The sequence below is a fragment of the Amycolatopsis anabasis genome, from assembly GCF_009765355.1.
Lineage (GTDB): Bacteria > Actinomycetota > Actinomycetes > Mycobacteriales > Pseudonocardiaceae > Amycolatopsis > Amycolatopsis anabasis.
The window spans coordinates 69,015-83,782 of the sequence record NZ_VTHK01000022.1; the positions used below are offsets into that span (position 1 = coordinate 69,015).

Annotated in this window: 12 protein-coding genes; 5 read left to right on the forward strand and 7 right to left on the reverse strand. The window is 70.5% G+C overall.

Features of this window, described 5'->3' with window-relative positions; all coding sequences use genetic code 11:
* Window positions 1-16: 16 nt before the first annotated feature.
* Complete coding sequence (locus FXO23_RS26945; protein ID WP_246257859.1) at window positions 17-913, forward strand: UbiA prenyltransferase family protein; 897 nt, start codon at window positions 17-19, stop codon at window positions 911-913.
* A gap of 3 nt (window positions 914-916) precedes the next feature.
* Here FXO23_RS26945 and FXO23_RS26950 read toward each other — a convergent pair whose 3' ends face one another.
* Together FXO23_RS26950 and FXO23_RS26955 are read right to left on the reverse strand one after the other, a co-directional pair.
* Window positions 917-1,726, reverse strand: coding sequence for an SAM-dependent methyltransferase (locus FXO23_RS26950; protein ID WP_246257864.1), 810 nt, complete (start codon window positions 1,724-1,726; stop codon window positions 917-919).
* A gap of 234 nt (window positions 1,727-1,960) precedes the next feature.
* Window positions 1,961-2,962 (reverse strand): NAD(P)-dependent oxidoreductase, encoded by a 1,002-nt coding sequence (locus FXO23_RS26955; RefSeq protein ID WP_158888235.1) that lies wholly within the window; start codon window positions 2,960-2,962, stop codon window positions 1,961-1,963.
* A gap of 46 nt (window positions 2,963-3,008) precedes the next feature.
* Between FXO23_RS26955 and FXO23_RS26960 the strand changes: the two genes are divergently transcribed.
* Window positions 3,009-3,767: an MBL fold metallo-hydrolase gene (locus FXO23_RS26960; protein ID WP_158888236.1), complete on the forward strand. Its 759-nt coding sequence runs from the start codon at window positions 3,009-3,011 to the stop codon at window positions 3,765-3,767.
* A gap of 9 nt (window positions 3,768-3,776) precedes the next feature.
* Here the strand turns inward: FXO23_RS26960 and FXO23_RS26965 are convergent, their stop codons facing one another.
* Window positions 3,777-4,772, reverse strand: coding sequence for an SEC-C domain-containing protein (locus FXO23_RS26965; protein ID WP_158888238.1), 996 nt, complete (start codon window positions 4,770-4,772; stop codon window positions 3,777-3,779).
* Window positions 4,769-5,503 (reverse strand): DUF2786 domain-containing protein, encoded by a 735-nt coding sequence (locus FXO23_RS26970; protein ID WP_158888239.1) that lies wholly within the window; start codon window positions 5,501-5,503, stop codon window positions 4,769-4,771. The genes FXO23_RS26965 and FXO23_RS26970 overlap by 4 nt, the downstream gene beginning before the upstream one ends.
* A gap of 203 nt (window positions 5,504-5,706) precedes the next feature.
* Here FXO23_RS26970 and FXO23_RS26975 point away from each other — a divergent pair, with 203 nt between their 5' ends.
* Entirely contained in the window at window positions 5,707-7,041 is a 1,335-nt protein-coding gene (locus FXO23_RS26975; RefSeq protein ID WP_158888240.1) for a P-loop NTPase family protein, read from the forward strand.
* 213 nt (window positions 7,042-7,254) lie between these two features.
* Here the strand turns inward: FXO23_RS26975 and kynU are convergent, their stop codons facing one another.
* Window positions 7,255-8,421 (reverse strand): kynureninase, encoded by a 1,167-nt coding sequence (gene kynU / locus FXO23_RS26980; protein ID WP_158888242.1) that lies wholly within the window; start codon window positions 8,419-8,421, stop codon window positions 7,255-7,257.
* A gap of 134 nt (window positions 8,422-8,555) precedes the next feature.
* Here kynU and FXO23_RS26985 point away from each other — a divergent pair, with 134 nt between their 5' ends.
* The gene (locus FXO23_RS26985) at window positions 8,556-10,622 is read left to right on the forward strand and encodes a diguanylate cyclase (protein WP_246257866.1); all 2,067 of its coding nucleotides are present in this window, start codon (window positions 8,556-8,558) and stop codon (window positions 10,620-10,622) included.
* Window positions 10,623-10,626: 4 nt separating this feature from the next.
* Here the strand turns inward: FXO23_RS26985 and FXO23_RS26990 are convergent, their stop codons facing one another.
* Together FXO23_RS26990 and FXO23_RS26995 are read right to left on the reverse strand one after the other, a co-directional pair.
* Window positions 10,627-11,289 carry a thiaminase II/PqqC family protein gene (locus FXO23_RS26990; protein WP_158888245.1) on the reverse strand — a complete coding sequence of 221 codons (663 nt, stop codon included), beginning with the start codon at window positions 11,287-11,289 and terminating at the stop codon, window positions 10,627-10,629.
* 86 nt (window positions 11,290-11,375) lie between these two features.
* Entirely contained in the window at window positions 11,376-12,530 is a 1,155-nt protein-coding gene (locus FXO23_RS26995) for a thioester domain-containing protein (RefSeq protein WP_158888246.1), read from the reverse strand.
* 338 nt (window positions 12,531-12,868) lie between these two features.
* Here FXO23_RS26995 and FXO23_RS27000 point away from each other — a divergent pair, with 338 nt between their 5' ends.
* The gene (locus FXO23_RS27000; protein WP_158888247.1) at window positions 12,869-14,716 is read left to right on the forward strand and encodes an AMP-dependent synthetase/ligase; all 1,848 of its coding nucleotides are present in this window, start codon (window positions 12,869-12,871) and stop codon (window positions 14,714-14,716) included.
* The last annotated feature ends 52 nt before the right edge of the window (window positions 14,717-14,768 follow it).

The following is a 14,768-nucleotide window of genomic DNA, read 5'->3' on the forward strand; positions in this document are numbered from 1 at the left end:
CGGTCCGGGCCTTCGCATGCGCTGGCACGATGTCGTCGTCGTTCACCGTCTCCACTTCCCGCTTCCGGTCAACTATCTGTGCTACTCGTTCTGCGGCGCTTGCTTCGCGACCGGCGACTACCGGCATCTGCTGGACCCGCCCGTGCTCCTGGCGGCGATGGCGAATCTGCTGATCATCCTTTCCGGACTCGCCCTCAACACGGCCGCGGACATTCGAACCGACGAACGGCAGGCGGACCGGGAGCAGCTTGCCAACGCCGCGCTGCGGATCGGCCGGGAACGGGTTTTTCGTTGGGCGGCAATCGAGATGTGCTGCGCCCTGGTCTTGGCCACGGCGATTTCACAGTGGACGGGCCACCTGCTCGGCACGGCATTCGCGGCCGGGGCCATCGGACTGCACATGCTCTACGATCTCGAACCGGTTCGGTTGAAACGTCGGGGTTTTCCCGGGCCGTTCGCCTTCTGCGCGGCGGTGCACGTCCTGCCGTGCCTGCTGTCCTTCACCGCGGCCGGACCACTGTTCGACGCGCCGGTATACCTGATCTTCGCGGGCATCTGGATCCTCGCGAGCGGGCGCACCGTGTGGTGGTCGGTTCCCGACCGCAGCGCTGACGCCGCGACCGGCATGCGTACCCCGCCCGTGCGCTACGGCGCTGTTCGAGCGCTGGCGATGTCCTGCCTCATCATGCTGGCCGGGCTGGCCGGAATCGGCTGGGGCCTGTGGTGGCTGTACGGACCGGTCTGGGCCTTGCTCGGCGTGACCGCACACGCCGCGTTCCTCGGCAATTCGCTCCTGCTGTTGCGCAGGACGGCCGAAGGCGCCACACCGAGTTCGGCACGAATGTTGAAACGCGCCATGCCGATGGTGTCGGTCGGCGACGTGGCGCTGGTGATCATTCCGTTGATCGTCTGAGGATCACGGCTTGCGGGCAAGTCCCGCGTGCACGATGACCTGGTCCGGATTGCGGTCCGCTTCGTCCGGAGAATCCGGGCGCCATTGCGGTACGGGAACCACGCCCGGCTCCACGAACTCAAGCCCGGTGAAGAAGGAACGAAGCCGTTCCGCATCCCGGAGATTCACCACCGGCCGAGAACCGAGCAACATCTGCTCGAAGATGTTGAACGCGTTCAGCAGCTCTTCGTTCTCGCTGTAGTGCGAGATCGCGAGGTACCCGCCCGAGGGCAAGCGGTCGATGTAGGGCGCCACCAAGCCCTCGGGGTTCTCGTCGTCCGCGAAGTGGATCAGTGTCGCCAGCATCAACACGGCGTAGGGTTCGCGCGGGTCCAGCAGCTTCCGCGTCTCGGGCGCGTCGAAGACCTGCTCGGGCTCGCGCAGATCGGCGCAGAGGTACGCCGCCCGGTCGTTGCCCGCCAGCAGGCGCTGACCGTCGGCGGCAAGACCCTGATCGAGATCGACGTACACCACGCGCGCCTCGGGGTCGACGCTCTGCGCCACCTCGTGCACGTTGCCCAACGTGGGCAGCCCGGATCCGATGTCGAGGAACTGGCGAATCCCCTGACTCATCAGATAGCGCACCATGCGGCCCAACATGGCCCGATGCGAGCGAACCAGGTAGGGGATGTGCGGCGCGACAACCATGACGTGCTCCGCGAACTTCCGATCCACCTCGGTGAAGTGCGACCCGCCGAGCCAGTAGTCATTTGTCCGAGCGAAGTTCGGCTGCTCCGTGCCGTTCTCGGCAGACGCCTGCATGGTCGATGCCACTCTAGGTACGCCTCCTCATACTCGCTTCCGCACCATGTCGTGACCTGTTACCGCCAACCAGCGCAGCGAGTCTACTGCGACGACGACCGAAAGACGATCTGTATCGACGGAGAGCAGTTTCACAGTCACCGACGGTCAACTTGGGCTGGTTGGCGGCTTGCTTTTCGGGCAAAAGGTGCACCGGATGGCGGATTGCCCGAAGCGGGCGATGGTCCACTTAGGACTGACTGGGAGTCAGCGGGCCGGATCGTTCACCGCGTGGTCGGGGCGTTGCCCGGAGAGGGCCTGGCGCAACTGGCGGGCGGCGGCGAGGGACATCTCCCGGCGCACACCGTCCACAGCGGACCCGAGGTGCGGGGTGAACACAGTTCGCGGGTTTTCCAGCAGGCGCGCGGGGATCCGGTCCGGCCGGCCGGGCAGGAGCCAGTCCTCCATGGCGAACACGTCGGCGGCGTATCCGGCAAGCGTGCCCGCCTCGAGCGCGTCGGCGACCGCTTCCTCGTCGACCACCGAACCGCGGCCGATGTTCACCAGGTAGGCCCCGGGCTTGAACTCGCGCAGCGCCCGGGCGTCGATCAGTCCCCGGGTCTGCCGGGTCAGCGGCAGCAGGGGGAGCACCACGTCGCTCCGGCGGAGCAGTTCGGTCGTCGAACTCCGGTGCACCCCGAGCGCACGCTCCCGCTCGGGGTCGAGCGGCCGGGGGTCGGCGTAGCGCACGGTGACCGAGAACCCGGCGAGCCGCTCGGCGAGCGCCTGGCCCAGGCGCCCCATGCCCAGGATGCCGACGGTCGCCCCGGCCAGCCCGGCGCCGTAGAACCGCGGCCGCCAGCCGGCGAAGTCACCACCGCGCACGGCCCGGTCCGCCGCCGGCACCTGGCGCATCACCGCGATGGTCAGCCCGATCGCCAGTTCGGCGGTCGGCTCGGTGAGCAGGTCCGGCAGGATCGTCAGCCACACACCCCGGCGCGCGCACGCCTCGGCGTCGAAGTTGTCATATCCCTTCAGCGCCGCGCTGATCACCCGCAGGCGAGGACAGGCCGCGAGGAACTCGTCGTCCACGCTGTCGGCCATGCAGACCAGCAGGCCCTCGGCGGTGGCGGCCCGGTCCAGCACCTCCGCCCGGCTCCACACGCCCGGCGCCGGGCCGGGCGCGACCGGTTCGCAGAACCCGGCCAGGTAGGCCAGTGCTTCCGGGTGCGTCCAGTGGGTCACCACGACACGCGGGAGCCGAGCCATCTCCTCACGCTAGCCAACCTCGGGCCACGAGAGAATAGTGATCAGAATGAGCACGCCCGAACCAACCACGGTGACCTTCGCGGGCTCGGGGGACGCTTTCGGCAGCGGCGGCCGGTTCCAGGCCTGTATCCACCTGCGCCCGCCCGCGGGCGATCCGGTGTTGCTGGACTGCGGCGCCACCTCCCTGGTCGCCCTGAAACGGCAGAACCTGGACCCCGGCGAGATCGCCGCGGTCTTCGTCTCGCACCTGCACGTGGACCACTTCGGCGGCCTGCCCCCGCTGATCCTCGACGGACAGTTCAGCCGGCGGACCGCGCCGCTGACCGTCGCCGGCCCACCGGGCACCGCGCGCCGCCTCACCGAGGCCCTGGAGCTGGCGTTTCCCGGCTCCTCCGAGGTGCGCCGCCGGTTCCCGGTCGAGGTGGTGGAGCTGACGCCGGGGGCCGCCCCGGTCACCGTGGCCGGGGTGGCCGCCCGCGCCTGGGCCGTCGAGCACGGGGCGCGGATCGCGCCCGCCCTCGGGCTGCGCCTCGACTTCGGCGGCACGGTCGTCGGCTACACCGGCGACACCGCGTGGACCGACGCGCTGCTCGAGATCGCCGACCGCGCCGACCTGTTCATCGCCGAGTCCTACTCCTGGGACAAGGAAATCCCGTACCACCTCCGCCACGCGGACCTGCTCGCGCACCGCGACCGGCTCACCAGCGAGCGCGTCGTGCTGACCCACCCGTCGGCCGACATGCTGGCCCACCGGGACGAGGCCGCCTTCGAGCTGGCCGACGACGGGCTGGTGCTCCGGATCTGACCCCGCCGCTCAGCCGGGATCGGCGAAGCCCGGGGCGCCGCAGCACTTCTTGTACTTGCGCCCGGAACCGCACCAGCACGGATCGTTGCGGCCGGGCGGCCACGGGCTGCCCTTGCCCAGCCGGCCGAGTTCCGCGGCGTAGGACGCTCGCGCCTCGGGTTCGTCCGGGCGAAGATCCGCGTGCTCGTCCACGTACTCCACGAAGCCCGCGACCTCCGCGATGGCCACGGCGAGCGGCATACCGTCGTCGCTGCCCCGCAACGTCGATTCGACCTCCCGGCGGTGCCTTTCGTGCGGATCGGCCTCGTCTTCGAAACCGGGGTACGCCCCCGGCCAGCGGCGCAGGTACTCCGCGAGTTGCTCCCGCGGCCAGTACAACAAGGTGCCCTGGACGGCACGCCGTGGCCGCCGCATCTCTTCCGCGGCGCGGAAGAGTTCGCGTTCCACGTCTTCCGGGCTGCGGCCCTGGTACCTGATCGCGTAGGCCGAGTTCCACAATTCGTCCCACTGATCCTCGGGCTGACCCAGCTGCTTCCGGACGCGACTGCGCGCCGAGAACAACATCCCCAGCGCGGAATCGTCGAGCAGGTCCGCCGCCTCCGGCGGGTCGGCCGGATCGATCACCCGGGCGATTCCGCCGGTGTACCAGCGCAAGGCCACCTCGGGCTCCTCGAAATCGACCTCGAAGATCTCCCCGCCCATCTCGTAGGCGGACGGGTTGTCGCCGCCCTTCCGCCACACTTCGTCCAGGAGTTCGCGGGCACGCTCCGACTCGCCGACCGCCACCAGGAACGCCGCGTAGGAAACCTGGGGATCGATGCCCCCGGTCGCCCCGCCGGCCGCGATGGCCTGCTGGAACAGCATGTCCGCCCGGGCGTTGTCACCGGCCTCGTACCAGTGCTCCGCCGCCTCGCACAGGTAGTCCGCGCGTTCCTCGGGGTGCTCCTCGGCGAGTTGCTCGCATTCCCGCGCTCCCGCGGCGAACCTGGCGTTTACGGAACTCATGGGCCCAGCCTAGGACTCGCTCGTTCGCGCAGGCCGGTGGTGTCCAGGCTGGCTCGCTGACCGGCGTGATGCCCGTCGCTGTACCCGCTGCCGGACAGTTTCCGGCGGCCCATCGTGCGCAGCCCGCCGAACTGCTCGGCGTAGGCCTGGTCGACCACGGCCTTGCGGTCGCGCAGGACCAGGTCCGTGGGCCGGCCGGCGGCGGTGGTCGCGGTGTGGTCCGCGACGGCACGCCGTTCCGCTTCGGCGAGCCGGCGGTGCACGGCGACGGAGAATCCGTGCAGCCAGGTGCGCCGGTACGCCGACACCGATTCGTAGCCCCACCAGGAATCCGGGCGCACCCGGGTGAGCTGGGTGCCCGCCTGCAACAACAGGCTGGTGAACAGGAGTTCGGCGCGTTCGAGGTCGGAGCGGTAGCCGAATACCGTGACCGCGGAAACGGATTTGCCCAGCTGGTGGAAAACCGTCCGGCAGCGCAACGGCTGGGCGATGCTGGACATCAGTTCCGCCTTGTCGCGGCTGTACGGATTGTCCAGCCGCACCCGTACGGTGGCCACCTCGTCGGACGTGTGGTCGTCCGCGGCGAGCATCGCCCGGTCGATCCCGTAGCGGGCGATCAGCTCGGCCGCTTTTGTGTTGTACAGCTCGGCTTCGGCCTCGGTGACGGCCGGATCCTCCGCTTTCGCCAGCAGCTTGCGGACCCGGGCGAGCAGGGCGTCGTGGTCGGGCATGGTGCACATCCTTGCGTCGTGCCGACCGGCGGGAGTTTCGGGGGCCGGTCGGCGGTCGTCGGGGGTGATACCGGTATGCCACGAGGCACCGACAAAAACCGGGGATCGCCGGTGGCGCCCGGATTTTCGGCGTCGGCGTAACACACTGGCGCCGCCGGTCGATGAGTCGTGGTCAAAAGCGGAAAAGAATCTGGAAGTGGCTCATGTTTTTGCCGTCGCGGCGGCCCGGAAACCTTGTCGACAAACCGATTGGGAAGCTCGACCCGATCGGCGACCTGGGCGTTCGCCCGGCCGTCACGCCGAATCGCGGTCTGCCCGCTTATCTGTCGCGCGACGCCGATAAAGAACTCGATCGGGTGATTCGCCACGGTGGTCTGGTCGTGGTCGAAGGCCCGTCGGTATCCGGTAAGACCCGGAGCGCCTACGAAGCCCTGCGCCGGATCGCGGCGCGCACCCGCCGATCCGTCGTGGTTCCCGCCGACGGACCGGCGCTGCGCCGCGCCGTCGACCGCGGATATCCGTTCCGCCGCAAGGTGATCTGGCTCGACCGGCTGGAACGGTTCGCCGCGGCGGAGGAGTCGCTGCGGAACGTCCTGGACTCGGCGAAGGACGTCCTCGTACTCGGCACGCTCCGCTCCGGCGAGCGGGAAAACCCTTCGCTGCCAACGAAACTGCTGGATCGGGCCGCAGTCGTCCGGCTGCCCGCGGCACCGAACGGCCCGGGCTTCGCGGCGATCCTCGCGGGCGCACCGGCCGCCCTGCGGAACTGGCGCCGGGCCACGCATCCGCTCGGCGCGGCGCTGGTCTCCGCGGCGGTCGACTTCCGGCGGGCCCGCTACACCGCCCCGGTGCCGTTCGCGTGGCTCAAAGCGGTCGCCCCGGAATACCTCGACCCGCGCGACGAAGGCGCGGCCGACTACCCGGCCGCGCTCGCCTGGGCGGCCAGGGGCGCCTACCCGTGCCTGGTCGAGCGCGGCGACGGCGCCTACCTCGCCGCCGACCACCTCCTCGAAGACGCGCCGGAGCATTCCCGGGACATCCCCGCGGACCTGTGGCACCTGCTGGCCGAGGAGCTCCCGGTCGACGATCCGCACTACCTGACCTGCATGTCGCTGGCCGGGCGGGCCGGGCACCCGATGATCGCCTGGCGGCTGCGTCGCGGCGACGGCGGCCCGGACGGCGAGAAGCTGCTGGAACTGGCGCGCACCTGCGTCGACGACCGGATGTGCGTCGCCTGCGAGTTCGCCGGGCACGACGTCGATCTCGCGCCGCTGCTGACCGAGGTCGGCACGACCCTGTCCGATCGGCGGGAGGACGACCGGCGGTTCCGCGACGCGCTGGTCACCGCCGATCAGCTCGGCGTGGTCGGCATGGTGGCCCAACCCGCGTCCCCGGCCGGAATCGCCGCCGGTTCACTGGCGCCCGAACTGGTGCTGGCGACCGCGCAGGCACTCCTCGAGGCCGAACGCGTGGAAGCCGCGCGCGAATGGTTCGCCGTCGCCCGCCCCAAGCCGCACTGTCACGAGGGGTCCCCTTAGGACCTGTCTTTGCACCTGGCCGGTCGGGCGCGCCTGTCGCGGGGAAGTTTCAGGTGAGTCGCCTCTCCTGGGTTGCGCCGAAAGTGCGTGCGCTTTCGGGGCGGGGTGGCGCTTCCTCGCGCTGGTCGCCTTGTGCACATGAGGGCGGCCGGGTGCTGGGGTCGTGAGTGTTTGGACCGGTTCTACCCGGTCCAAACACTCACGACCGCGCGATCAGGTGAGCGTGCGGAGTTCGGTGGCGGCGCGCAGGACGTCGTGGTAGCGGGTGTAGAGCGGCGCCAGGCCGAAGCGGAGTGTGTCGGGTGGCCGGAAGTCCCCGATGACTCCGCGATCGATCAGGCCCGCCATGACCGTTCCCGCGTCGGGCCAGGACAGCGCGATCTGGTTGCCGCGCCGGTGCTCCCGCGGGGTCAGCACCCGCGCGTCCGGGAGCAGTTCGTCCAGGCAGCGCAGGAAGAAATCGCCCAGCGCGAGTCCTTTCGCGCGCACCTCGTCGATCGTCACGTCGTCCCACACGTCCAGGGCGGCGTCCAGCGCCAGCATCGACAGGATGTCCGGCGTCCCGGTGCGCGCCTTGCGGATTCCCCGGCCGCCCGCGTAGTCCGCGCTCATCGCGAACGGGTCGCGGTGCCCGGCCCAGCCGGCCAGCGGCTGGTCGAACGACTCCAGCCATTTGCTTGCCACGTAAAGGAAAGCCGGTGATCCCGGGCCGCCGTTGAGGAACTTGTAGGTGCAGCCGACGGCGAAGTCGGCGCCGAGTTCGTCCAGACGCACCGGCAACGCGCCGACGCTGTGGCAGAGGTCCCACACCGCGAGCGCGCCGCTCGCGTGCGCGGCCGCGGTCACCGCCGCCATGTCGTGCAACCGGCCGGACACGAAGTCCACGTGGTTCACCACCACGGCGGCGGTCCGTTCGCTCACCGCCGCCGCCAGTTCGTCCACCGGCACCCGCCGCACGGTGTGCCCGGTCAGGCCCGCGGCCCCGTCCGCGATGTAGCCGTCGGTCGGGAAGGTCCCGCCGTCGAGCAGGATCTCGTGCCGCCCGGGACGCAGCCGGACCGCCGCGACCAGGGCCTTGAACAGGTTCACGCTGGTGGAATCGCCGACCACGACCTGCCCCGGCGCCGCGCCGACCAGTGGCGCGATGCGGCCGCCCACCCGCTCGGGCGCCTCCCACCAGCCCTCGTCCCAGGACCGGATCAGGCGCCGCGCCCACGCTCGCCCGACCACCTCGGCCAGCCGGGGCGCCACCGCACGCGGCGGAGCGCCCAGCGAATTGCCGTCCAAATAGGACAGTTCCGGGTCCACATCGAACTCCGCGCGCTTGCGGGCCAAGGGATCGCGCGCGTCCAGTTCGGCCGCGAGTTCGGACAGCGACATCGTTCTCCATTCGACTCCGCTCACCCCGAACCAGCCGATGCTCGACATCACCTGGTCGAATGAGATGAGGTGTAGTATCCCTGCCCGTTCACAGGTCAGTTCACACCGTCGTGACGAAGTCATCGAGGAGCACCGTGGGCCGCTCGGCCTGGACCGGTTATCTCGCCACCGGCGCGATCGCGGTCGCCGCCTACTACGTCACGGTGGCCCTGGACGCGCCGCCGTTGCTGCGGGTCATCCTGTACTGCCTGGTGAGCGCCTCGGCCGCGGTCGCGGTGTGGCTCGGCTGCCTGCGCAACCGCCCGGCCGCGCCGCTGCCCTGGGTGCTGATCGGGCTGAGCCAGGTCGTGTACGCGGTCGCCGACGGCAACTTCTACGTTTCCCACCTGGTCCTGCACCGGACGAACTTCCCCGCCCTCGCCGATGTGCTCTACCTCGGGCACTACCCGTTGCTGGTGGCCGGCCTGGTGGCCCTGATCCGGCTGCGCACCCCCGGCCGCGACCTGCCCGGCCTGCTGGACGCGGCGCTGCTCGCGGTGGTCGCCGGGATGCTGTCCTGGCTGTACCTGATCGCCCCGCAGACGCGGAGCGACGCGGCCCTCGTGGTCAAGATCGTCTCGGTCGGCTATCCGATGATGGATCTGGCGATGTTCGCCGTCGCGCTGCGGCTCATCCTCGGCCCCGGCCCCCGCCCGGTCCCGTTCTTCCTGCTCTCCACCAACCTGCTCGCCTTCCTGGCCGCGGACAGCGTGTACGTGCTGCAGCAGCTGAACGGAACCTACGGCGCCGGGAACTTCCTGGACGCCCTGTGGCTTTCCGGCAATCTCGCGCTGGGCGCCGCCGCGCTGCACCCGACCATGGGCCGGATCGGCGAGCCCGCGCGCGATTCCGGTCCCGCGCCGGGTCCGCTGCGCATCGTCGCGCTGTGCGCCGCGGCCCTGGTGGCCCCGGCGGCCGTGCTCGTCCAATACGCCGGCGGGGCGTACTCCGGCATCCCGGTCGCCGCGTGCGCGTGCGCGGTCCTGTTCATGCTGACCATCGCGCGGCTCGCCGGGCTGGTGGCCGAGCAGCGCCGGTTGGCGATCACCGACGCGCTGACCGGGCTGCGCACCCGGCGTTTCTTCGAGGCGCGGCTCGCGCTGGAGATCGCCCGCGCGGCGCGGACGGGCGGTTCGGTGGCGGTGCTGATCGCCGACGTCGACCACTTCAAATCGGTGAACGACCGGTACGGCCACCCCGCCGGCGACCGGGTCCTGGTCGAGATCGGGCAGCGGTTGCGGGCAGCCACCCGGGAAGGCGATCTCGTCGCGCGGTACGGCGGCGAGGAGTTCGCGATGCTCATCCGGGATTCCGGCGCGGACGATCCGGCGGTGATCGCCGAACGCCTGCGGCGGGAGGTCGCCGACCGCCCGGTCGTGGTGTCCGGCGACCTCTGGCTCGACGTCACGATCTCCGTTGGCACGGCGGGGTTTCCGCTGCACGGCGACACCCCCGTCGCCCTCGTCACCGCCGCGGACCGCGCGCTGTACGCCGCCAAGGCGCAGGGCCGCAACCGGATCGTCCCGGCGAGCCCGGCCGACGGGCCGGTCCGCGGGGCGCTGACGGTCGATCTCGAACGGATCGCCGACGAGGTGGACGCCCGGCTGTCGGTCCACGAGCACAGCCGGGCGGTCGCCCGCTGGGGCGCGCTGGTGGCCACCCGGCTCGGCCTGCCGCCCGAGGCCGTGCACCGCACCGAACTCGCCGGGCGGCTGCACGACATCGGCAAAGCGCTCCTACCGTGCGAGGTCTGGACCAAACCGGAACCGTTGTCCGAACCGGAATGGGAACTGGTCCGGCGGCATCCCGAACTCGGCTGCCACCTGGCCGCCGCGGTGCCCGGGCTGGGCGAGGTCGCGGAGATCATCCGCCAGCACCACGAACGGTTCGACGGCAGCGGCTATCCGGACGGGCTGGCCGGGCGGCGGATCCTGGTGGAGGCGCGGATCCTCGCCGTCTGCGACACCTGGGCCGCCCTGCTGGCCGACCGCCCCTACCGGGAACCGGTGGATGAGGAACGGGCCGTACGCGAGCTGCTGAGCGGGCGGGGCGGTCAGTTCGATCCGGAGGTGGTGGCGGCGTTCCTGGATCTGCGCGACCGGCGCCTCCTCGGCCCGCCGCCGCTGCGCGACCCCCGGCTCCCCGCGGCCGATCCGTCGTGAGCGGCTACCCCGGCTGGTCGGCGAGGGTGTTCCAGAACTGGAGTTCGTAGCTCTGGAAGAGCCGGGCGTACCGGCGGGCTTCGCGCGATCCCCGGCCCGCCTCGATGCCCGCCCGCACCGCGGCGACCGGCAACGCGTCGGCGCCCGGTTCGGGCGGCGACGCGAAGAGGTCGAAGAAACCGCAGGCGTCGTCGTCGAATCCGTAGTGCTCGCGCATCGCCTCGGCGATCGTGGCGCAGTAGCTCCCCCAGGCCGCGAAGTTCGCGGTGATCGCGACGACCACGTCGGCCGGGTCCCCGTTCAGCGCCAGCCACGCCAGGTACGCCGGATAGGCCTGGCAGCCGGCGAGCGGTTCGTACTCGCGCAGGGCCTCGTCGTCCAGGCCCGTCGCGGCGTTGAGCGCGGCCAGCTTCTCCAGCGCCACCCCTTCGCCCTGGGCGAGCCCGGCGAAGAACTCGCGCGCGTTGCGTTCCGTCGAACGCGCCGCCAGGTGCAGGAAACTGCGCCAGTCGCTGGCGACGATGTGGTGTTCCTCGGCGGCGATGAGCCGGAAGACCGAACGCGGCGCGGTTCCTCCGGCGATCAGGTGGACCAACCGGTTCTCGTCGTCGTGCGGCGCCAGTTCCCGCTGCACCGCCGCGAGCAACTCCCGTGCCGATTCGGTCATCGAAAACCGCTCCCCTTCACGCTCGCCGAAAAGACGTCAGGGCCACCTTACGTGCGCAAGGTGGCCCTGACGGCAGGTTCTACGGCTCAGTCCTCGGTGGAAGCCTGAGTCGCGCGACGACGGCGCGAGGCCGCCAGCAGACCGCCACCGGCGGCCAGCACCAGCGCGCCGCCGCCGAGCACGAACGGCGTGGCACTGGTGGATTCGGCCGCGGCCGCCTGCGGCTGGTCACCGGCCGGGATCTTCACCGGCACGGTCGGGGTCGCACCGGGCGCGGGCGCCGCCTTCCAACTCGCCTTGGCGGTGGCCTCGAGCTTGGTCTTCTCGGCCTTGGCCAGGATCATCGACTGGGTCGGCTTCTGCGCGTAGTTCTTGCCGATGAACAGGCGGCCGAGGCTCAGGTCCGCGGTGCCGTTCAGCGTGACCGTGCCGTCGCCGGGCTTCGCCGAGGCGGGCACGTCGAGGTAGAACTCGCTGCCGTTCTTGAGGTCCTTCGCCGCGACGGCGTTGCCCTTGCCGTCCACCAGCTTGACGCCCTCGGGCAGCTTCGAGGTCAGCTCGAGCGCCTCGGCGGTGGTGCTCACCTTGAACGGCCCGACCTTCTTGCCGACCTCACCGGACGCCTGCGCCGGGGTGATCTTCAGGGCCGGGGCTTCCTCGGGGGTGTCCTTGGCGTTCTTCAGCAGGTAGTCGTAGACCGCCAGCACGTCGCCCTTGGAGTCCGCGTCGTCCGGGGTCACCACGTTCCGGTCCAGCTTCACGTCGTCGCTGAGCGTCCACACGACGGCCTGGGTGGCGGCGATGGCCTCCGGCTCGCTGATGCCGTCCTTCAGCTGGACGTCCTTGGGCAGCGCGCCGGCGAGCGCCTTGGTGTCCACCGACGGGTAGCCGTGCTGCAGCACCCACTTGATCTTGCCGCGGTTCTTGTGGAACGGGGACTCCGGCTTCGGGTACTTGTCCCAGGGCACCTCGATCATCTCGGGGTGGCCCGGCACCACCAGGGTGCCCAGTTCGACGCAGTACGACCGCAGTTTGGTCTGGTCCGACAGTTCCAGTTCGAACAGCACCGGACGCTGGGCGCCCATCCCCTCGAACTTGATCATCAGGCCGCCGGTGTCCTTACCGGTAACCTTCGCGGTGACCGGGTCGTCCGCGCTGGCGGGCATCGCCGCCGACAGCATCAACATCGCCGATGCGCCGACAACCGCACCGGCCTTCGCAAGGTTTACCCGACCAGCCATGACTCTCCTTCTTTGGTGTGAGGCATCGAGGCTTCGAGATACTCCGCGTTACGCACTGAGTGCGCGCGGACTCTATCGAGGTCACCCGACGGGGTTAATTGGGGGTATGGAAAAGCGCGCAAGCCGCAGCTCCACGCATCCTTTCAGGGCAAAACGCCCACACCGGAAACCCTCAAGCTGATCTCCAGATCAACCGGAAAGCCGACGGGAAATGATCACCGGCCGACCTTGCGTTCCGGTGCGGGTTTCCCGGCCAGCCGAACTGGCCGGGAATCTCTATCCGGACTGCTGATCGGCCCTTATGGTGTCCGAATCAGCGAGTACTCAGGAGGCCAGCGTTGACCACCCAGTCCGTCGCCGCGCAAACCGAAGGCCTGACCATTCCGAAGCTGCTGCACCGCAACGCGCATTCCTACGGCGACCATCCCGCCATCACCTCGCTCGACGCCGAAGGCCAGCCGACCCTGACCTGGGCGGGGTTCCGCGCCGAGATCGCCGCCGTGTCCCGCGGCCTCGCCGACCTGGGTCTGGGGTCCGGGCAGCGCATGCTGATCATGAGCGCCAGCCGGCCCGAGCACTTCGTCGCCGACCTGGCCGCGGCCCATCTCGGGGCCATCTCGTGCACCGCCTACCTCACCCTGAGCCCGGAACAGGTCGGCTTCGTCGCCCGGCACAGCGCCGCGCCGATCGTCGTCCTGGAAGGCGCCGCGGAACTGGCCCGCTGGCAGCCGGTGCTGGACCAGCTGCCCGCGCTGCGGCGGATCGTGATGATCGAAGCCGACGCCATCCCCGCCGGTGACGAGCGGTTCGTCAGCTACGCGGATCTGCGCGCGAAGGGCGCCGCGCTGCACGAGGCCGATCCGGACGTCTTCGAGCGGAGCTGGGCGGGGATCCAGCCGGACGACCCGCTGTCGATGATCTACACCTCGGGCACCACCGGGGATCCCAAGGGCGTCGTGCTGTCGCACCGCAACGCCATCCACGAGGCGCTCGCGGTGCACACGCTGCACGGCACCCCGCTGCACAGCACCAACATCGCCTACCTGCCGCTCGCGCACATCGCCGAACGCGAGCTGTCGATCTACATGCCGATCGTGTGGGCCGGGCACGTGCACACGCTCGCCGATCCGACCGCGGTGGTCGGCGCGCTCGGCCGGGTGCGCCCGCAGGGCTTCTTCGGCGTCCCGCGCGTCTGGGAGAAGATGGCCGCCGGGCTGAAGAACATGCTCGCCGGGGCGCCCGAGGAGCGCCGCGAGGTGCTGACCAAGGCCAACGAGCTGCTGCAGGAGGGGTACAAACTCCGCAGCGCGGGCAAGGAGGTCCCGGCCGAACTGGCCGAGCGGATCGCCGAAGCGGACCGGACCGTGCTCGCCCCGGTCCGCCAGCTGCTCGGCCTGGACAAGCTGATCCTCGCCTCCAGCGGCGCGGCCGCCCTGCCGCTGGAGGTGCTGTACTTCATCGCCGGGCTCGGCGTGGAAATCCACGAGGTGTGGGGCCTGTCCGAGACCACCGGCGCGGTCACCGCGAACACCGCGAGCGCGTTCAAGGCCGGAACCGTCGGGCGGCCGGTCCCGGACGTCGAGGTCCGCGCCGCCGAGGACGGGGAGCTCCTGGTGCGCGGGCCGATCGTGTTCCTGGGGTACCTGCAGGAGGACGGTTCGATCAAGTCCGCGACCGACGCCGACGGCTGGCTGCCCACCGGGGACATCGGCACGGTCGACGAGGACGGGTACGTCACGATCACCGACCGCAAGAAGGAACTGATCATCACCTCCAGCGGCAAGAACATCGCGCCGACCCGGATCGAGGGACTGCTCAAGGAGCACCCGCTGATCGGCCAGGCGGTCGCGATCGGTGACCGGCGGCCGTACATCACCGCGCTGATCGTGCTCGACGACGAGATCGCCCCCGCCTGGGCCGCGTCGCAGGGCATCGACGAGACCGACCCGGCCAAGCTCGCCGAGCATCCGGCCGTGCGGGCGGAGATCGACCGGGCGGTCGAGGCCGCGAACGGCAGACTCGCCCGGATCGAGCAGATCAAGCGCTACCACCTGCTGCCCAAGTCGTGGACCCCGGAAAGCGGGGAGCTCACCCCGACGCTCAAGCTCAAGCGCCGGGTGATCAACGAGCGCTACGCCCCGGACATCACCACCCTCTACGAAACCGAGGCCCCCGCCCCGGCTTGACCGCTGCTGTCATGAGGGGACCCCTCCTAACAAATCTTGTCTGGAGGGGTCC

Coding starts and splice junctions, on each gene's coding strand:
- FXO23_RS26945 (WP_246257859.1), top strand. CDS start 17: ATGCGCTGGCACGATGTCGTCGTCGTTCACCGTCTCCACTTCCCGCTT.
- FXO23_RS26990 (WP_158888245.1), bottom strand. CDS start 11,289: ATGACCGAATCGGCACGGGAGTTGCTCGCGGCGGTGCAGCGGGAACTG.
- FXO23_RS26970 (WP_158888239.1), bottom strand. CDS start 5,503: ATGCCCGACCACGACGCCCTGCTCGCCCGGGTCCGCAAGCTGCTGGCG.
- FXO23_RS26955 (WP_158888235.1), bottom strand. CDS start 2,962: ATGGCTCGGCTCCCGCGTGTCGTGGTGACCCACTGGACGCACCCGGAA.
- FXO23_RS26975 (WP_158888240.1), top strand. CDS start 5,707: ATGTTTTTGCCGTCGCGGCGGCCCGGAAACCTTGTCGACAAACCGATT.
- FXO23_RS26965 (WP_158888238.1), bottom strand. CDS start 4,772: ATGAGTTCCGTAAACGCCAGGTTCGCCGCGGGAGCGCGGGAATGCGAG.
- FXO23_RS26960 (WP_158888236.1), top strand. CDS start 3,009: ATGAGCACGCCCGAACCAACCACGGTGACCTTCGCGGGCTCGGGGGAC.
- FXO23_RS26995 (WP_158888246.1), bottom strand. CDS start 12,530: ATGGCTGGTCGGGTAAACCTTGCGAAGGCCGGTGCGGTTGTCGGCGCA.
- kynU (WP_158888242.1), bottom strand. CDS start 8,421: ATGTCGCTGTCCGAACTCGCGGCCGAACTGGACGCGCGCGATCCCTTG.